The 19,952-nt window shown below is 49.6% G+C and carries 13 protein-coding genes and 1 pseudogene; 7 read left to right on the forward strand and 7 right to left on the reverse strand.

Annotated elements, in window-relative coordinates; translation table 11 throughout:
* Positions 1-115: 115 nt before the first annotated feature.
* From ACWAU4_RS12730 to ACWAU4_RS12740, 3 genes are all read left to right on the forward strand, one after another.
* Positions 116-1,396 carry a hypothetical protein gene (locus ACWAU4_RS12730; RefSeq protein WP_208124809.1) on the forward strand — a complete coding sequence of 427 codons (1,281 nt, stop codon included), beginning with the start codon at positions 116-118 and terminating at the stop codon, positions 1,394-1,396.
* A 2-nt stretch (positions 1,397-1,398) separates the two neighbouring features.
* Positions 1,399-3,519 (forward strand): LodA/GoxA family CTQ-dependent oxidase, encoded by a 2,121-nt coding sequence (locus ACWAU4_RS12735; RefSeq protein WP_454290290.1) that lies wholly within the window; start codon positions 1,399-1,401, stop codon positions 3,517-3,519.
* A 67-nt stretch (positions 3,520-3,586) separates the two neighbouring features.
* Positions 3,587-4,768 (forward strand): NAD(P)/FAD-dependent oxidoreductase, encoded by a 1,182-nt coding sequence (locus tag ACWAU4_RS12740; RefSeq protein WP_208124811.1) that lies wholly within the window; start codon positions 3,587-3,589, stop codon positions 4,766-4,768.
* Positions 4,769-5,259: 491 nt separating this feature from the next.
* On the opposite strand, the gene ACWAU4_RS12745 is transcribed toward ACWAU4_RS12740, so the two are convergent.
* Entirely contained in the window at positions 5,260-6,150 is an 891-nt protein-coding gene (locus tag ACWAU4_RS12745) for a LysR family transcriptional regulator (RefSeq protein WP_144379990.1), read from the reverse strand.
* 100 nt (positions 6,151-6,250) lie between these two features.
* On the opposite strand from ACWAU4_RS12745, the gene ACWAU4_RS12750 reads away from it, so the two are divergent.
* Both ACWAU4_RS12750 and ACWAU4_RS12755 read left to right on the forward strand, forming a co-directional pair.
* Positions 6,251-7,627, forward strand: coding sequence for an MFS transporter (locus tag ACWAU4_RS12750; RefSeq protein WP_208124812.1), 1,377 nt, complete (start codon positions 6,251-6,253; stop codon positions 7,625-7,627).
* Positions 7,606-8,016, forward strand: a complete 411-nt coding sequence (locus ACWAU4_RS12755; protein WP_101059344.1) for a hypothetical protein — start codon at positions 7,606-7,608, stop codon at positions 8,014-8,016. The genes ACWAU4_RS12750 and ACWAU4_RS12755 overlap by 22 nt, the downstream gene beginning before the upstream one ends.
* Before the next feature lie 218 nt (positions 8,017-8,234).
* Here the strand turns inward: ACWAU4_RS12755 and ACWAU4_RS12760 are convergent.
* The 4 genes and pseudogenes from ACWAU4_RS12760 to ACWAU4_RS12775 all read right to left on the reverse strand — a co-directional run.
* Positions 8,235-8,417, reverse strand: a pseudogene (locus ACWAU4_RS12760) (alpha-amylase family glycosyl hydrolase); the annotation flags it as partial.
* Positions 8,418-8,585: 168 nt separating this feature from the next.
* On the reverse strand, positions 8,586-9,419 hold the full coding sequence (locus tag ACWAU4_RS12765; RefSeq protein WP_208124813.1) for a hypothetical protein: 834 nt from the start codon (positions 9,417-9,419) through the stop codon (positions 8,586-8,588).
* 101 nt (positions 9,420-9,520) lie between these two features.
* The gene (locus ACWAU4_RS12770; protein WP_454290291.1) at positions 9,521-9,895 is read right to left on the reverse strand and encodes a hypothetical protein; all 375 of its coding nucleotides are present in this window, start codon (positions 9,893-9,895) and stop codon (positions 9,521-9,523) included.
* Between the two features lie 150 nt (positions 9,896-10,045).
* A complete protein-coding gene (locus tag ACWAU4_RS12775) occupies positions 10,046-10,321 on the reverse strand; it encodes a hypothetical protein (protein ID WP_208124815.1) in 276 nt (91 codons plus the stop codon).
* Positions 10,322-10,633: 312 nt separating this feature from the next.
* Here ACWAU4_RS12775 and ACWAU4_RS12780 point away from each other — a divergent pair, with 312 nt between their 5' ends.
* Positions 10,634-11,596, forward strand: coding sequence for an integron integrase (locus tag ACWAU4_RS12780; protein WP_025890107.1), 963 nt, complete (start codon positions 10,634-10,636; stop codon positions 11,594-11,596).
* A gap of 398 nt (positions 11,597-11,994) precedes the next feature.
* Here the strand turns inward: ACWAU4_RS12780 and ACWAU4_RS12785 are convergent, their stop codons facing one another.
* A complete protein-coding gene (locus ACWAU4_RS12785; RefSeq protein WP_208124816.1) occupies positions 11,995-15,216 on the reverse strand; it encodes a S41 family peptidase in 3,222 nt (1,073 codons plus the stop codon).
* Positions 15,217-15,546: 330 nt separating this feature from the next.
* On the opposite strand from ACWAU4_RS12785, the gene ACWAU4_RS12790 reads away from it, so the two are divergent.
* A complete protein-coding gene (locus ACWAU4_RS12790; protein WP_186298649.1) occupies positions 15,547-16,323 on the forward strand; it encodes a phosphatase PAP2 family protein in 777 nt (258 codons plus the stop codon).
* 70 nt (positions 16,324-16,393) lie between these two features.
* Here ACWAU4_RS12790 and ACWAU4_RS12795 read toward each other — a convergent pair whose 3' ends face one another.
* Positions 16,394-19,822, reverse strand: coding sequence for a hybrid sensor histidine kinase/response regulator (locus tag ACWAU4_RS12795; RefSeq protein WP_454290292.1), 3,429 nt, complete (start codon positions 19,820-19,822; stop codon positions 16,394-16,396).
* Between the last annotated feature and the right edge of the window lie 130 nt (positions 19,823-19,952).

Consider the following 19,952-nt stretch of genomic DNA (forward strand, 5'->3'; position numbering starts at 1 on the left):
TAATAAACCATACTAAGCTAAGGATGAGCTTAGCTTTATCTGTTAATAGACAATTTTGAGAGGATTTATGAACAAAACAAGGATGTTAAGTAAGCTCATGTTGACGGTGTTGAGCATGAGCACATTAAGCCTTTTCAGCTTCTCAGGCTGGGCCGAGGAATACTCGCCAACCGCAAACTGTACCGCAGATGCGTCATGGTTTGAAGGTAAATTCAACCCCAAGATCGCTGCCGATAATTTTGATGATTCCACCATATGTGACTTCCATCAATTCTCCTGGCAAAGCTTCATCTGGTTAACCGAACAAGTAGACGAAGGAAAACTCCGCTTTGAAACCTTCTATTCTGATACCGGGATCTATCCTGACAGCCAGCCGGGTAACCATCTGCTGGGAGGTGTCAACCAGGCGGGCTCAAATGGAATTTTAATCGACCAACATGGACGGGCGTTATATACCAGCATGATGATCAACGATATCTACCGTGACTTTGTCATCAAACACAAACTCTATACCCACAGTGGGATGCAACAAGCTGATAATAAACTCAATTTTCCCAATGGCGCTATGTCACTCAAGGCCGCTTGGAAGATTGTCCAGCCCGGTGAAGACACCTCTGGTTTATATACCACCAAAGCCCCGATACAACTGCTGACCGTCGATAACGGTCAGGTGGTGATCCCTGAGAATGCACAACAGGAGATGACTCAAGTTGCCTTGGTGGGTTTCCATATTGCGGTATACGTCAATAAGCACCCCGAAGCCATCTGGGCCACATTCGAATTTAAAGACAATGCCCCCACCTTTGCCAAAGGGCAGTCACCCAACAAAATTGTTTCCGATAAGGACTATCTCTTTTATAAAGCCAACACCTTAGCCAAAGACTGTAATACCAACAACGCCGGCATGAATGCCATATTAAAGCTCGATACCAAGACCCAAACCATGGCTGCAGTGACTCAGACATGTCTGCAATACGCACAAGGAACGGTTGATAATCTGCCAAATCCAAAGAAGGCCAAAGAAAATGTTCAAGCCATTATCAGTCTCAATGATAACGTGCATCAGTTAATGCCTAAAGATTCTATCTGGCGTAACTACCTTGAGATAGGTGCCGTCTGGTTCAGTAAAGAAGACCAACTTACCCCAGACTGGAGTCCGAACATGGATCCCGACGCCGAAACAAACTTACTGATTGGGTCTACGCGGTTATCAAATTCCACTATCGAAACCTTCACTCAAAATCAACGCTCAGCCAATGAATGTTTCTCCTGTCACAACACCACGGCGGTAACAGATACTCCGGAAAAAACAGCGCCTCTGGCGGGAAAAAATGTCAATACCAGCCACATACTGTTAAAGAACTACCTCAACGGCCACTCAGTTAAAAGGAATTAATTATGACCGTCAGTTTACGCATTCACCCAACTATAGGCTTTGCCCGCGTCGGCAACAGTATGGACTACTACATCGAACCACAAACCATAGCTGCAATGCCGCAACCCGGACAAACACTCACAGGGGGACTCCCCATTAAAGCAGGCACAGACAACACCCCCATTAGCAGCTCAGACATTCGTGACAGCCAGGGGCGTCTCAAACGACAAGGAGCAAGGTTTAAAATTTATCAATATCCACAGCAAAACAACCCAAGTTATCCTGCGCCGCAAGCACAGGAAGTAACCATTGGCAGTAAGGTCGATGGTAAATGCGTCACCGATATCATCTGGACAGTGCATCTTGCCAATAAGAAAGCAAACTGCTGGGAAATGGATGAGAGCGCTAATTTAGGGATCATTCTCTATCAAGATGGCAAGACACCGCCCCTGCGCAATCCCAGTTTTAATCAAACGGACAACCCGGCCGATACTGTACGTCTGCAAAAATTAGTCATTGATGCCGGTCCTCGCACCATAAGTACGAATAAAAGACAGGCGGCCCAATTCAACCCAAACATCCAGGCCAGTTACTGGGACCAACACACAAATGCAGTTATCCCTCTACCGGACTATCCCCAATCTTACCCAGCAACGGCTGGCAATGATGATCCCAACACTCGTATCGACTATTTAGGAGAGATCCAAACCGAAACCAACGGACGTCTGGTGGTGCTTGGCGGCTTTGGTAAAGCCTGTGGCTTTGATCAACAGGGCAATGCCGATCCCAATGCAAAATTGGATATGGATGTCGATAATAACAACTGGCTCGATGATACCGCAGACGGCCCTGTCACCGCCGTATTGCTCTTTGATGATGGCAGTTATCAGGCACTGGAAAACAGCGCCTGGGTTGTTAGCACAGATCCGGCATATGCGCCGCAAACACTCAATGTTGTTAGCCTGTGGGATGATATCTACACCACCTGGGTAGAAGCATTCAATCTCAACCCAGGCTTATATCAAAATAATGCCTACAACCCTGAGTATGTTCCCGACTTTGCCCAGGACATTCAGCCCATACTGAGGGCGGCCTCCATGCAAATGTGGAACACTAACCTGCCTGACAGTGCCATCAAAAGTCATCGGCAAATCGATAAACTCACTAAAGACAAGCCTCAGTTTGACATCATGTCCTTTATGCGCAAACCCAGCGCAGATGAGAACAATCATCTTGAAGACGGCTCCCCGATGATGCCCCTCTCTCTGGGGGATGCCAATAAGAGCTTTCTCACCTTAAGTAACAGCCAATACTTCCTTATGCAACAATGGGCTAAGGGATTATGTTCCACCTCTGCTCCAAGCATGACAACCCCATTAAATGAGGGTGAAGCCCTGGATAGAGCCGTACTGATGAACTGTTTGGGTGGACGTTTTAGCCCGGGTATCGATCTCACCTTTATCGTACGGGACACTAAGCTGTATAACTCTGACTGGCAAAACCCGAATATTGGCCCATTTAGAATCAATCGCCAGCCATTAAATTATGCCCTCGCCACTAAAGGCAGCCCATTTCTGGGTGTCGGCTATGTTCCGCTGCGCAGCTACCCTGTACAACCGGGGGATTTATGTAAATTCATGGCCATTCCCTGGCATACGGATTATAACTCCTGCGCCACCCATACCCCCGCGCCTAATCCGGGTGGAGTTATCACAGAAAGTAATATCTACGGCGGTAATATCAATACCAGCCTGTTTTGGTCCTGGCCTGCCCAAAGACCCGTTGCCGTTTACACCTATGAGGATGTAGCCAAACGCAATGATAACACCCTGCCATTACAGCGTTACTCGGTCAGGGGACAAGGCACCAGTGCCAGTGGACAACAACTCACCTTCGATGCTCAGGGTAAATTAAATAACTCACCCGCTTCTAATGTCGGTCGATATCAGGATCGCCACGGGATCCTCAACAACTGGCAAAATATAGGTGTCGTGATCCAAGGGGCCGCCATCGATGGATACCCGGCGCACTTAGACCCTAACTATTACCTGGAAGTCCAAAGTGGTTTTAGCCAAGACGACAGCAACCTGGTTATGCCTTGGGACAATACGGTTACCGACCCTGTCTATCCACCAGAGAAGTAATCTCAAAATGCTCTGGCCTGCATCAACTGCAGTGCCAGAGCAGCACAATAGATAGATAAAACAGCCTATGAACAATTATTCAGCTTCAGCCACTGCTACTCAAGTTGCCATCATAGGTGGTGGTCCAGCCGGTTGCTGCTGCGCCATTCGCTTAATCCAACAGGGGATAGATGACATTGTCATCATTGAGTCTTCTGATTATCAGCAGTTTCGCATCGGTGAGAGTATTCCCCCGCAAACCAAACAGCTGTTTCATCAACTCAAGATCTGGTCAGCATTTGTCAAGCAGCAACACCAACCCTGCTATGGCAGTCGCTCATGGTGGGGAGATAATCGCAATGGCTTTAACGACAGTTTGCTCAGTCCCTATGGGCATGGCTGGCACCTTGATCGCCAAAAATTTAATCGCTTTTTAGCCGAGCAGGCTCAAAGTGCAGGTGTAACCTTGTTAACTCAATGCCAATTTAAAACTGGCAGGCTTGTCAATGATAAGTACCATCATTTAACGCTTGATAGACAGGGGGCTGAACATCAACTCAATGCTAAGTTCGTCGTTGATGCCAGCGGGGCACGCGCCAGCTTCGCCCAAACCCAGGGAAGTAAAAAACAATCAAACCATGCCCTGGTAAGCCTGGGACGCCGCTTTATCATCACAGATAAACACTATCCTTTGTCACAGCAAACACACCTTGAAGCTGTTGAAAATGGCTGGTGGTATGCCGCCCGTCTGCCAAATGACAGAGTACTGATAAGCTTAACGACGGATCCCCAAACAGCTAAAACACTCAAGCTTCATGAGACAAACAACTGGCTCGATATCCTGGTTAACTCTCCCAATACCAAGGCGCTGCTGCAGGGAGTCACTCCCGAAGATACCCAGCCTAAACGCTATCCAGCCTCCTCATTTTGTTTAAACCCTGCCACAGGCAAAAACTGGCTTGCCATTGGTGATGCTGCCTGTACATTCGATCCCATCACCTCAGGCGGGATCATCAAAGCCATGGCCGACGGTGTCACCTGTGCAGATATCATCGCGGGTATATTCAAAACATCAGGTCATGACACTCACCATGGTCTGATGCAATATCAGCAAATGCTCATCCAGCGCTACCAGCATTATCTGGCCATGCGTGCTCATTACTATCAGCAGGAAAAACGTTTTTTAAACAGCCCCTTTTGGCAAAAAATGCAGGCTATGAGCCCTCACAAGATTCACAGCAAAATGGAACTGCAGGCCAATTTAACGTAAATAGCGACGGCGAATAGTAGATCACTTGTCGTTGTACTCGTGATTTCCAAAGAAACCCGATGCCGCGAGGCCATTCCTTGATATCCCTATCGTTAGACATTCGAAAATTTATTCATATTAGACACTGTGTCAGTGCGTCCTGGAAGGAGATACCCCGTGTCTGGTGTGGAATCACTGGCTGTGTTGCAGCATAAGCATCTGTTAGTTCGCAAATATGCACAGGCCTTTACGTTAAATAGAACTAAATAAAACCGCCCCGTAATTCTTGCACTCACTTCTATAACCGAACATCCCTCAAAGGCTTGAAAAACAAAGTTCTTTCAATGGAAACATCTGCCTTTCTGTAAGACAGACATGACTAAAGCTTTTACTCAGCTAATTGTGGGTGTCCTTGTTGCCGCTGGCTAATTGTGGGTGTCCTTGTTGCCGCTGGCTAATTGTGGGTGTCCTTGTTGCCTTTTGTTGCCGTTCTTGCTGCCGCCGTTTAGCGGCTAAAAATGACTGTTCTCTACTAAGTAATCGATTAATGAGCGGCAATGGCGTCGAACGCGATGATCCCCAGTAAAAACCACACTAATATCTTGCTTAGGTAAACGCCAATCTGGAAATAATGTGACAAACTCTCCGTCTTGTAGCTGCTGTTTAATAACCCACTCGGGGAGAATCGCAATGCCTAAACTCGATTGAACCATGGACCTGATTGCTATGGAGGAGTTGGCGCTGAACTTTGCCGAGAACTTTAGTTTAAAGGCCTGCCCATCACCATTACGTAGCGTCCATTGGTTGGGCGTTTTGAGGTTACTGTTAGCAATCCACGGCGCCGTTTTTAAATCCTCCAATGAGGATAAAGGGTTTTGTGCTAACCAAGTGGCGGAGCACACTATCATAATAGAGAAACAGCCAAGCTTGCGGCTCTTTAGAGCTGAGTCATCAAGCGTTCCTAGTCTTACGGCAAGATCAATTTTTTCATTCACTAATTTATTAAGTGATGAGTCAGCATGAAAGCTGATATTGAGCTCTGGATGAATATGACAAAACTTACCAATCAGCGGAATAAGAAATGCGTCGCCGAATTCGACGGTGGACGAGATCCTTAAGTGTCCGGTTAAAGAGTTATGCTTTTCAACAACATTTCCCAATGATGAGTAAATATCGGAGAAGATATTTTGAAAATCATTATAAAGTAACTCTCCTGCCTCGGTCATAATAAATCCTCGAGAGTTACGAATAAGCAATGGCACATTGAGTGAATCTTCCAAAGATTTAATATGAACACTAACCATGGCTTTACTAATAAACAACTGTTCGGCCGCCTTAGTAAAAGAGCCACTGTTCACCACAGTAATAAACGTATGGATACGTTTAATATTAGTAAACATCATCGTCAATCCCAATTAAACAAAGCGTTTATTTTAAACAGATCACTACTCTGAGTCAAATGCCTTAAAATCCTCCACAATTAGACTTTCACCAGGATTGCCAATGGCTTATCGTTATCGTATCGCGCTTATTTTCCTGCTAGGATTTTTCATTGATTGTATTAATATTTTTATGTCAGCGATTGCCCTTCCAGATATCGCTCAAGAGTTATCAATTTCAGAATCGAGTGTAGCTTGGGTTGCCAACAGTTACATTTTAGGTTTAACGCTGATTATTCCGGTGAGTAACTGGTTAGCGAGTAAGTTTGGTGCGAGAAAAATGATGACCGTATCAATGTTAGTATTCTCGCTCGGTGCGTTGTGTTCAGGTATGACAAATGAATTTTACTCGCTCGTTTTTTTTCGATTCCTTCAAGGTATCGGAGGCGGTTTACTGATACCAGTAGGTCAGGCGCTGACTTTCAATTTATTTAAAAACAAAGAAAGAACCAAAATATCCACACTCATTATGAGTATTGCCTTAATTGCTCCGACTATTTCACCCAGTATCGGCGGTATCATTGTTGATCATGTATCTTGGCGCTGGGTTTTTCTCAGTAACATTCCTTTTAGTTTGTTGGCCGCTGTATTAGCTGCTTGTTGGATTCGCTCTGAAACCAAAAAAGCGCTAACACCGGATATGAAAGGGCTCCTATTTGTCAGCACTTCACTCGCAACGTTACTCATCGGGCTTTCTATTTATGCGAATGCTAGCTCAAAACTACTACCAGTGCTATTCATTATCACAGGGTTGGGGTTCTCCTTTCTCTATTTACGCCATTATCGTAAAACTGCGCATGCCATTGTTGATTTGAGTGTATTGAAAAATACGCACATGCGCTTTTCTGTATTAGTGTATTTAGCTGTGCCAGGTGTTTTCACAGGAGTAAACTTACTGAATATCTTCTTTCTTCAAGAGGTATTAGGTTGGTCGGCAAAAAGAACGGGGATGTTGATGGTGCTTTATGGGGTAGGCTCACTTATTGCGATTACCTTAGGTGGTCGGCTCTACAATCGCATTGGCGCTCACCCACTATTCTTATTCGGTATATTGGCACATTCTGCCGGTATTGCTGTGCTCTTTTTTATTGGCCATCATTTCAACATACAGTTACTTATTATTGCGTATCTATTGATGGGCTTAGGTGGTGGGGTGAGTGCCAATACGGCACAAACTACAGCGATGATTGATTTTGATGAAGCAACATTAACCAAGGCCAGTGCAGTTTGGAACCTCAACCGTCAAATTTCGTTCAGCCTTGGGTGCGCTTTTTTTACACTTTTGTTCAACGTATTGCAGCACTACACCAATGATACGTCAGCGTATCAGCTGACATTCCTACTCGCTGCTTTTATTGGCATCACCCCTTTATTCATCATAAAAAAACTTAATCGCAAGCCAAACGAGGATAAATCATCATGTTACCCGAAAAGGAATTAGTCGAAGTTGCCCATCGTAGTGTTCTAGACCTACACGTGTGGATTCAAGATGTATTCACAGGAAGCGCCGAGCAAGAGGCTTCGTTAGAGAAGCTCATCAATAGCTTTTGTCCATCTTTTACAATGGTGACAACATCAGGTAGCGTAGCGGATAAATCTCAAGTGGATGTACTGTTTCGCAAGAATAAAGGTACACGCCCCTCACTTTCGATCCTCATTGAACAATGTGAAACATTACTCATCAACGCAGACAGCGTTGTGCTGAGTTATCGTGAAATTCACCAAGAAGCCGAGAAAAATTCTTCTCGTTCATCTGTCGTGATAATTGATATAAAAGATGGAAAACCATTATGGCGATACCTGCAGGAAACGGCGCAGAGTCGTAGCTAGAGTCTTGCAAAAAGGCAAAGAATGAATCATCTCTAAAAAGCTAAGAGAAGCGCCTTTCCTATTTCATTGGGATTAGCGCTTTAACGTTACTGACTCCCTCTTGAATCTAATCACCGAAAATATTCTATATTAGAATATTTGTTGATTTAAAAAATTAACGTCTTACCTAAATCAAAAAATCAAGCCACTCATTGTAAAGTAACAACCTAATATTCTCTCTCAATGACTTCGAATGAGGACAACTGCCTGATTTTATCCACTATCCAGTCACGCCTATGTTCGTAACTGCGCCCAGACAGTGCATCTTCACCACACAAAAATGCCCTTCGGACGCAACGGTTAATCACGTGGTAAAAGGGCGTACTTTCAGCATCTATCAACCGGCGACGGGCTGTGGTCATAACCAACCTCGACTGAGCTTTGATGGGTATTTCAAAGCCTAGTCAAGGCTGGGCGAAACATCAAAAAGATATGGCTGTCCTGTTTTTTTTCGAAGGTGTGAGCAGCGCTTGGCTATACTTGAGCGAAGCGAAAACGCCAAGCGTTGCGAATCACTCTTAAATGCTTTGTTATGTAACTGTACACACTTTGCTTATGGCATCATTTTGCAAGTGCATTGGGATGCGTTTTATGAAATCACCTTTTTTGAACAAGTCACATCGAACTTCGCTATCCATGAGCTTGTCAGAATAGTCAAAAGGCATCCATTTCAAAGGTTCAAATGAAGCAACAACAATCGCGATAACAGCGACAGTATTAAAAATCCTGCTTCTTGTTAACTTACAATATTTAACATACGGATAAAAAACCAACCACACAGACCCACCAACTAGCGTCACAATTATGTATAGTTGCCAATACCAAGAACCCCAAACTTCAGCAAGTGACGACTGCCCTTCTAAATATATAGAACCTAATGCTTTAACAAAGGGAAGTCCCAGAAATAACCCAAAAGCGGCATAGCATCGAAGCCCATGAGTTAGTAGGTTATAGAAATCGAGTTCAACTTGCTTATTGATTTTTTTCGATACCAAACTTAGTACTTTGTCTTTAAAGCTAACGGAGGAAGTTAACCAAAACTTCACGGCGGTTAAAGACATTGCACTCACTACTGAAAACACCAATGCATTCGACACCCATGAAAACACAACAAATAGTGGATTGAGTGCAATAATAATCTTAAATTCGTTGAATGATCGGTCGTACAAGATTATTAAGGAAACAATCGCAGTTAGAAGAGCAAGACCATTAAAAATATCTAAAAAAGCATACTCTCGCTGCTGATGATGGGCATATGTCTTGAGCCCTATCTGAGGGTGACAAATAAAAAACCTGAGCCTCAATATGTAAGACTGGAAAGGAATTTTTTCTAATGCTCTCTCTAAAATTAACTTGTATTTCAATACTCTACCTCTAAGTTACATAACGCTTCAAGAATGGGCTGGCGTAGCCAGTCCCGCGGAGGCCGTGCTTTTCAACGGCCTGAGCGCAATTGCTTGACTTGTTATATTGCCTCACTCAGCACCACCATAATGCTGGCCCGCGAGAATTTTTCAAAAAGGCCGTTAAGACAAATTAATTGCCCATACTCATCCATATTGTTGTCTCTGCCTGTTTGCACTAGCCATTGCTCATAGAAGGCATCGAAGTCTGCGATGTCCTTTGGCTGTGGCACGTCAACCAATAGCCAACTGCAATTCACCTCGTCCACCTTTGGCATGACCTCATCGGAAACGCCGACTGAGAAAAAATCGAGCAGTTTCGAAAACTCATCAAAGCTATTAAGAGTAACTGTTTCCTGGTGTTCGAAACGCTGTTCTAGATCGTTCAGAAAAGTAACATCAAAACAATCCATAGCAACGAATGAGTAATGGTTCAAATCGCTGAATTCCCTTTGGCAATATAACGCCCAGTTAAGGGGTGAAGCACGCAATGACCAAGCGGCTGCATGGCACTTCAACACCGAAACCACCGCATACCAAAAATGCCACGCGTGCTGAATCCCTCTTAAACTGTTTGTTATGTGAATTTATTTCGTCTGATAGAAAGACCTTGAGCCTACCTTTTTAAAACTCACACGATTTTGATCTTGTAGATGTCGAGCTAATGTCGCAAAAAACCAACCTGTACGATTATCGGTTTTATTCCCCTGAGGATATGCGTTTTTTACAAGATCGAGTTGTTCCTTTATGAATGTAGCTGGAACCCACTTTTCTGGAAATGCATCTTCAGACTTAAGGATAAAATCAAATAGCTCATCCGCCATTTGATGGAACAAGACGTCGATTCTTTCTTTATGACTCATTAAAATCTCCATTCACATAACAGCTGTATAGTGCGCATGCGCGTTTTAGTCATCGGAGGAGTGTAAACGCGCATCGCTATCTCTTTGTATTAGTTAAATATAATAGAGTTTAGCCCGAATATCCCTTGCAGCAAAACGCGCATGCGCGGTTTCCAAACCTATTATCTACCAAAATGGTTTTATATCTTTATGAATTTTAAGTTATTTTTTGTGATATTGCAGAAATAACGCGCAAAATTATCTCCAAATTTCTGGGCATTTTGTCAAAATCTCAATAATACTGTATAAAAAAACAGTATCCAGATGCTCGCAATGACCAGTCCAAGTCCTTTTTTAACTTCTGTTCGGGAAACCATGCGGATGCGCGGTTACAGTGTTAAGACTGAGAAAGCCTATCTCTATTGGATCAAGGCTTTTATTCTATTTCACGATAAACGCCACCCAGAGACTATGGGAACGAACGAAGTTGGCCAGTTTTTGAGTTACATTGCCAACCAACGTAATGTGGCAATCAATACCCAAAAGATGGCGTTGAATGCATTAGTTTACTTATATCACAAGCACTTGCATCAAGAACTTGGCAACTTAGGTTTTCGTTACGCCAGTAAGCAACGACAACTCCCAACAGTATTGCACCCGGATGAAATCAAGCTCATCCTTCAGCAGTTGTGCGGGCGTGACAGGTTGATCATTGAATTACTCTATGGCAGTGGACTCAGAGTATCTGAATGCCTTAGGTTACGGATCCAGGATATTGATCTCGTTCAATTGGCCTTAATCATACGGGACGGTAAAGGACGTAAAGACAGGCAGACGATATTAAGCCAACGCTGTGCATCTCAATTACCTGTGTTTATGGAACAAGCTCATACTTTACAGTCGCGTGATAACGAAAGAGGAATTGGCCCATCTTTACCCTACGCTCTGGAGCGTAAGTATCCCTCTGCATATAGACGTCCGGGATGGATGTTTGTTTTCCCCTCAACGGCCATTAGCCAACACCCTTACACACAGACTATGTGTAGACACCATTTACATCAAAGCGTCATTCGGAAAGCCCTCAGCGCCGCAGTAATCAAGTCAGGTATTGCGAAAAGGGTCACATGCCATACCTTCAGGCATTCCTTCGCGACTCATCTGTTGCAGGCTGGCCGAGACATCAGAAGCGTCCAAGAGCTGTTGGGGCACAATGATCTGAAAACAACCCAAATATACACACATGTGCTTGGCCAGCACTATGCCGGAACTGTAAGCCCTTTAGATCAACTGATTTGAAGTGCCTAGTTAATCATAGCTACTATCTTGATTCGATGAGCAAGCGTTCTACAAAAGCTGAGTAACCCTCATGGCTACCGCACGGGCGCGAATGCTGTTCGTCCCTGAATTCCGCTGAAAACAGAAAAATGCAACAGCTTCCAGCTTAAGTAAAGGCTAAAGATAAGCACCTGAAATAGTTACACAATACTCAGTACTGTTTGTGAAAACAATTAGTCATAGGTCAAGTTTTTGACAAAAGCCATAAAAGCCTGTCTTGGTTATTTTTTACAAAATAATTGGCTGAGTTTTGATAGTTTCCTAATAAATAGCGCCGCTTGCCTGTAAGACTAAGGCAAGCGGCGCAAGTTATTGGGCTATTTTCCCCTGAGCTATTTCATCCTAGCCATGTCACAGGGTTATTTCACCTGAGGCACCCGCACAGGATCGGCGGGCTGTGGCAGCTTCACCGGCGCAGCAGATTTCAGCTCATCCAAGGCAATAGCGATGGCCTTTTCCAGCTGAGGATCTATGCCTTTGGCTGTGTCCTTGGTCCACTGCTCGACTTCCACATCCGGGGCCACACCTTCGTTCTCGACCCGCCACTGGCCGTCGATACTGAAGAAACCGCTACGCGGCGCCGTGATATGGCCGCCATCCATCAGGGAAGGCACACCCCAGATGCCGACCAGGCCACCCCAGGTGCGTTTACCCACCAGTTTGCCCACTTGGTAATAGCGGAACATATAAGGCAGCATGTCGCCGCCCGAGCCGGAGACTTCGTTGATCAGCATTACCTTGGGCCCCCAGATACCGCTGCCCGGGCTGGTCATGGGGTGATCGCCGGCCATCTGGTTATTGAAGTAGCCGTTACGCTCGCGGCGCAGCACATCTATGATGTACTCGGCAATGTAACCGCCGTGGTTGAAGCGCTCATCTATGATCACGCCCTGGCGCTGATTCTGGGCGAAGAAGTAGCGGTTGAAGTAGCTGAAACCGTTCTCGCCCGTGTCCGGAACCCAGACATAGGCCAGTTTGCCACCGGAAGCTTCATCCACCCGCTTGCGGTTATCCTCGACCCAGGCGTTACGTCTCAATGCCTGTTCGCTGGCCGTTGGCACCACAGTCACTTCGAAGGCTTTTTTGTCGCTGCCATCCGGGCTGATACTGAGACGGGTCTGTTTACCGAGAGTCCCCTGGAAGGCCTGATAGAAGTTGGCCTTGTTATCCAGCGGCTTGCCGTTGACTGCCAGCAGATACTGGCCCGCCTTAACCTGGGGATAGAGGGCCAGCGGCGCACTGCCTTGGTCCGCCGGATACCAGTTTTCGCCGCGATAGATGCGGCTGAAGCGGTAACCCTTGTCGGTCGCCTCAATATCAGCGCCGAGCAGACCGGTGCGGTTGTCGGCAATTTCCGGCAGATCGCCATCATTGGTAAAGGAGTGGCCCACAGAGGTTTCGGCGCCCATGTTATCGAGCAGATAGGTCATATCGGCGCCGTGGCGCACATGGGCGACCAGTGGCTGGAACTCCTTGTATACCGCGTCCCAATCGGCGCCGTGCAGATTACTGACATAGAAGTAATCGCGCTGGAAGCGCCAGGCTTCGCGGAAGATTTGCTGCCATTCGGCCTTGGGATCGATACGGGCCGTCAGCTTGACGTTGAGGGTCTTGGCATCGTCCCCCATGGGCGCGGCGCCGGCAAATTGCTGCCAGTTGTCGCCGATTTTCACCAGCAGGCTCTCGCCGTCGTGGCTCAGATGATACTCATCCACATCACCGGCCAGGGTATCGGCCTTACGTTCCTCAGTGCTGTACTTGCGAAGCTCTGTGGTTTCATCCAAGTCCTGCATATAGAACAGCTCACCTGGCTTACCGGCGCTCAGGCTGTGGATTTTACCGCTCTCACCCAGAGGCAGCACCCGCTGCGCTATACCGTTGAGATCGATTCGCACCGCAGGTGGCGCATCTGAGCCTTTGGACTCCTCTTCAGTGCTGCCCTCTTCCTCGTCGCTTCTTGGCAGCATGGGCGCCTCGGTGCGGGTATTGAGCAGCATGGTGTAGAGGCCGTAAGTCGGGGTGAAGGCAACCGAGGTCATATCCAACCAGGCGGCGTGAGGGCCATAGTCGGTACTGGCGGCAAAATAGAGCTTGTCGCCGGCGCTGTCCCACACTGGGTAACGCACATCGGCCATGCCCTGGGTAATTCTGTTGCTCTGATTATTGCGGGTATCGAACAGGTAGAGACTGCGGAAGAAGCTGTCATCCTGCTTGCTGTAGGCCAGATAACGGCTGTCAGGCGACCAGCTGGGGGCCATTTCCCAGTCGGGATTCACTACCGGCTGGCTGTCGATAACCTGCGCCTTACCCTTGGACAAGTCTGCCAGCCAGAGTTGCTGGCGCTGATCGCTGAACACCAGCTGTTTATCATCGGGCGACCAGATAAGCCCGCTATAGAAGCCTTTTTCGGCCAGTTTGATCTCTTGCTGCGGCTTGCCGAGTTGATCGGCTATCACCAGGCGATATTCCCCGCTCTTGTCGGAGAACCAGGCCAGCTGTTTGCCGCCGTTGGACCAGGCGGCACCCACTTCGCGGCTGTCTGAGCTTTCAGTAAGATTACGGGCATCGCCGTGCTCCACGGGCACGGTAAATACATCGCCGCGGGCCACAAACAGGGCACGCTTACCGGTAGGCGAAATGGCTGCCGACTCTATCTGCTTTTCAACCTCTTCAAAGCGTGGCCGCACCCAGGGGAAATCGGCATGCAGGCTGATGGCCAGTGCCTCATCCTTGTCGTTGGAATTGGTGTTGGCCAGCGATTTTTTCACCAGCTCACCGCGGTATTCGTATACCAGAGTGTCGTTATCCATGGTAAAGCCTTTGACATCGGCATCCCGGTAATGAGTCACCTGTTCCGGCTCGCCGCCCTTGACCGCTACCCGAAAGATATTGGTGACCTGAGAGCGGTTGGAGAGGAAATAGATATAGTCGCCGTGCCACTGGGGCTCGAGATCCTGGGTGTTGTCCCAGGGCAGATCTTTTTCCTCCAGGCTATCGAGCGAAATCAACCTGAGCGGCTGATTCTGGCCGCCGCGGTAGTTACGCCAGCCCGGATCCCAAAGACCGGCGCGGCGGTAAACCAGCTGCTTGCCATCGGCAGAGAAACTGCCGTCAAAGGCGCGGTTCATGGGTAAAGGCTTGGGATTGCCGCCCTCGATGGACAGGGTAAACAGCTGCTGCCAGCCCCTCGGGGCATTGGCCCTGCCGGATCGCAGCAATACCGACTTGCTGTCCGGGCTCCAGCCCACCAGTTGATCCACATCCGGGTGGAAGGTCAGGCGTTTGGGCTCGCCACCGGCAATCGGCAGCAGGTAGATATCCTGATTGCCCTCATAGTCGCCGGTAAAGGCCACCCATTTGCCGTCCGGCGACAGCTTGGGTTGCATCTCCTGCCCCTGGAAACTGGTGAGGCGCACCGCCTCGCCGCCCTTGAGCGACACTTTCCAGATATCCTTGGCGTAGGAAAACACCAGAGTATCACCGCGAAGATCCGGCTCCCGCAGGAGTTTGGCCTCGGCAGCCAGCAAATTGGGGCTGCCTAGCGCAAGGGCCGTCAGCCAAAAGAGTTTATTGAGCTTCATTCCTGTTCCTTGTATTTGAATACCAGCAAACCTGTGGGGATCCCCCGCCAAAACCGCAACTTAACCAGCGCCATAGCAGAGCTACCCCTGTAACATAACCAGTGGTAAAAAAATACGCAAAAAAGGTTTTGTTTCAACTCATTGCAATACGCCATTCCGGGCGAATGAGACAAAAGTCCCCGGCCTTAAGCAGACCTTAATCTGAGCCGGCCAAAATAATGCCTATCCACCAGCCGGGCCATGAATTCAACGCCCACTTTTTCAGGCTTTTTATTTCGCAGATCTCAGCTGCGACTCTGTCTCAACTCGCACTATGCCACAGGAATCACAATGCCCATTGCAAGCCACCCGCTGAGTTTTCAACACTGGTTCAAACATCATCTGCTGTTGCCGTTATCGGTAGGGCTTGGCGTGCTTATCTTGCTGCACATCACTAATGCCGACCTGCTGCTGGCACAGTGGATGTTGGCATTTGAGGGCACCAACACGGCCTGGCCCTGGCGCCATGCCTTTGTCGCAGACAAACTGCTGCACACAGGAGGACGGGATCTGGTGGTGCTGGCGGCAGTTGTGTTGCTGTCGACCCTGGTTTTAAGCAGTTTCAAAGCCTCAATGAAGCGCTGGCGCCGGCCCTTGCTGATGCTGTTTATAAGCGCCCTGGCAACCGTGCTTTTGGTGCGTATCGGCAAGAGCATGACCAATGTCGCCTGTCCCTGGGATCTCAGTTTATTTGGTGGCCAGCAGCCTTATCTGCCCTTCCCCATGAGCCTGAGCGTTGACACTGAATTGGGCCAGTGTTTCCCCGGCGGCCACTCCAGCGGCGCCTTTGCCTGGGTGGGACTTTATTATCTGGCGTTGGTCTTGAAGCCGAAATGGCGCTTTAAGTTACTCGGCGCGGTATTGCTGATAGGCGCCGTGTTCAGTCTGTGTCAGGAGTTTCGCGGCGCCCACTTTTTATCCCACGATATCGCCAGCGCCCTTATCGGTTGGACCATGGCGACCTTGAGCTACGGCCTGGCTTATCGCCCTTGGCGAGCGGCCGGATACGCCGGGGTTCTGGCGCAAGCACAGACACTGACGCAGACACAGACAGAAGTCACCCGCTAAAATACAGGGCCTGATCTATCGCCGATAAATCAGGCCCCGTTTCCAAAGGCTATTTCACTGAGCTTTTAAATTACGCCTTCTTCACCAGGCTGGAGATCAAGGCCCTGAGCGCCGCCGGTTTAATCATCTTGGCCATATAGTGGTAACCGCGGCGCTCGACATCCTCCACCAGATCCTTACGGGTATTGGCGGTGATCAAAATGCCGGGCAGATGTTGCCCATACAGCGCCCTGAGCTCATCCATGGCATCGACGCCGTTTTGGCCCTTATCCAGATGATAATCCGCCAGCATGATATCCGGCGCCACCCCGTTGAGCCCCAGCTTGATCCTGGCATCACTCAGATCCCGGGCGCAGATCACCTCGCACTGCCAGCGGCTCAACAGGCTTTCGAGCCCGGCGAGGATAGCCTCTTCGTTGTCGATACACAGCACCTTGACCCCGGCGAGCGGCTGCAACACAGCAGAGATGGCCTTGGGTTGCGGCACGCTGACAGTGGCCCCAAGCGGCACCCGAATGGCAAATACAGAGCCCTTGCCCTGTACCGAAGATACACGGATATCATGCTCCAGCACCTTGCTTATTCTGTCGGCTATCGCCAGCCCAAGCCCCAGGCCGTTGACGCTGTTGGAATGGGGGTTATCCAGGCGCTTGAACTCGTGAAATATCTCCCTAAGCTGCCCGGCTTCAATGCCGCAGCCGGTATCCAGCACCTGCACCTCAAGCTCACTGCCGCGGCGGCGACAGCCCATCAGCACCCGCCCGCCCTTGGCATAGCGATAGGCGTTGGTGAGAAAGTTCTGCAGCACCCGCCGCAGCAGTGAAGGGTCTGAATTGACCGTCAGGCTGCAGGGCATCATGGCAAAGCGGATCTGGCAGTCTTTGGCCATTGCCTCAAACTCCACCGCCAGGGCGTTGAGCACTTCGGAGATGGCAAAGTCGCGCCGTTTTACCTCCACCATGCCGGAATCCAGCTTGGAGATATCCAAAAGATCGGTCAGCAGTTCACCGGCGGTTTTCAGTGAGCTGTTGACATGGGAGAGGGTCAGTCGCCCTTCCCTGTCCAGCCCGGGATACTGACTCAAAGAGGCGGTAAACAGCCTGGCCGCATTGAGCGGCTGCATTAAGTCATGCCCCACCGCCGCCAGAAAACGGCTCTTGGAAGCGTTGGCCATCTCCTCCTGGGCCTTGGCTTCGAGCAGCTTGCTGTTGAGCAGCGCCAGCTCATAGGTGCGCTCCTTGACTCTGGCCTCCAGGGTTTCGTTGACCTGCTCCAGCGCCTGTTGCTGCTCACGATATTGGGTAATGTCGGTAAAGGTCATCACAAAACCGCCGTCCGGCATGGGATTGCCTTGAATCTTGATCACCTTGCCATCGCGCCTGCGCCGCTCTGAGCTGTGGGCGGTGCCGTTACGCATATGCTGTACCCGGCGCTCGACATGCTCATTCACATCCCCCGGGCCGCAGTAGCCGCGGGAGGCATTGAAACGTATCACCTCGCTGATGGGCATTCCCGGTTGCAGGAAATCCTCCGGATAGTCGTAAAGCTCTACATAGCGGTAGTTCCAGGCCACCAGGTTGAGATCTTTGTCCACCACGCTCATACCCTCGTAGGCGTGTTCTATGGCGGCGCGCAGCATGTCCTGACTGAGAATAATCTTCGATGAGGCCTCATCCACCAGGCTGAAGACTTCATCGAGGGCCAGATCCCGCCCCTGCAACACTGAGTCCATCACCAAAGAGGCGCTGGAAGCCCCCAGCACCCCGGCCAGCATGTGCTCGGTATGGGCAATAAGCTCGGGTGATGCGGTCTTGTGCCAGCTGTCGCTGCGCACCGCATCGGCAGAAAAGCGCGAGAAACTCTCATAGGCCCGGGTCGGGCTGACAAAGCGGCTAGCCAGGATAAGCAAGTCCTGCTGACTGATGGGGCCTGTCTTGCGATTGCCTGTGTTTTTGAGTTCACCCGGGGTGACAAAGGCGCTGGCCTGAATACGCTCCACCAAGCCGGCGCGCAGCCAGATAGAGCCGCCGATATAGCCAATCAGGTTGGCGCCGAGTGCCAACAGGGTATCGTTGACATTGGGCTTAAGCGCCTTTAACAGTTCAAATTGACCTGCCAGCACGCCTTCCCAAGCGCCCGAGCCCTTGAGCAGCAAAAAGCCCCATAGACCAAAGCCCGCCGCCATGCCGAGAAACACCCCGGCGCGATTGCCATGTTTCCAGTAGAGCCCGCCCACCAAGGCCGGTGCCAACTGGGCAAAGGCGCCGAAAGACAGCATGCCCAGGTTGGACAGGGAATCACTGCTCTCAAAGCTCAGGTAACTGAAATACCCGAAAGCCAGGATCAGCGCGATGGAGAGACGTCTGGCATAGAGCAGTTGCTGGGAAAACTGGCTGAAGTTCTTGCGACGGATCTGCCCGGTACGCAAGAGTACCGGCACCAGCCACTCGTTGCTTATCATCACACTGATGGTCACCACAGCCACTATCACCATACCGGTGGCGGCCGAGAGGGTTCCCAGCAGCGCCACTATCGCCAGCCAAGGTGCGTCCAGCGCCAGCGGCAGATTGATCACATAGGTATCGGCAGAGACACTGTCGCCGAGCAGCACCTTGCCCGCCAGTGCCAGCGGCCCGACAAACAAGCCGAACAGGCCGATATAGAGAGGGAACAACCAGCGCGCCTTGGACAGTGTCTGCTCGCCTTCTGCCTCGACCACCATGACGTGGAACTGGCGCGGCATACAGAGAAAAGCCGCCATGCCGACTATCAGCTCGGGCATCAGCGCTTCGAGCCTTAGATTGGGATTGACTATTACGCCCTTGGCGCTGGCCTGGCTCCAGAGGTCGCCAAAGCCGCCGAATACCCCGAAGACCACTATGCCGCCCACCAACACAAAGGCGGCCAGTTTCACCAAGGATTCAAAGGCGATAGCCAGCATCATCCCCGGGTTATGCTCGGTGGCATCCAGTTTGCGGGTGCCGAAGAGGATGGCAAAGATGGCCAGCAGCACGGCGATGATAAGCGCGACTTTGGCGCCATCGAGCGGATCATCCGGGCTTTGGAACAGGCTTAGGCTGAATACCATGGCTTTCAGCTGCAGCGCGATATAGGGCATGATGCCGAACAGGGCAATGAGAGTGATGATCACCGCCAGCGGCTGCGACTTGCCGTAGCGGGCGGCGATAAAGTCGGCCACCGAGGTGATATTTTGCGCCTTGGACACCACCACCATTTTGCGCAGCATGCCAAAGCCCAGGGTAAAAATGATGATGGGGCCGATAAAGATATGCAGATAGGACCAAAAGTCATTGGCCGACTGGCCAACCGTGCCGAGAAAACTCCAGGAAGAGCAATACACCGCCAGGCTGAGGGCGTAGATCCATTTCTGCAACCTGCGGGTGACACCACTGAACCAACGCTCCGCGCCCCAGGCAAGCAGAAACAGCAAACAAACATAACAGACGGCGATCACCGCCACAAAAAGGGTCAGATTCATAGGGTTCTCTTTATTGTCGCCGTATCCGTCGGCGACTGTTGTTATCCCGGCTAGATTACACCAGCCAATGGCTTTGATGAACCGCTGCCTTGGCCTGCGTTCATGTTCCCTTACTTTGCAGAGGCAGAAA

This window comes from Shewanella sp. FeAMO (genome assembly GCF_053653955.1).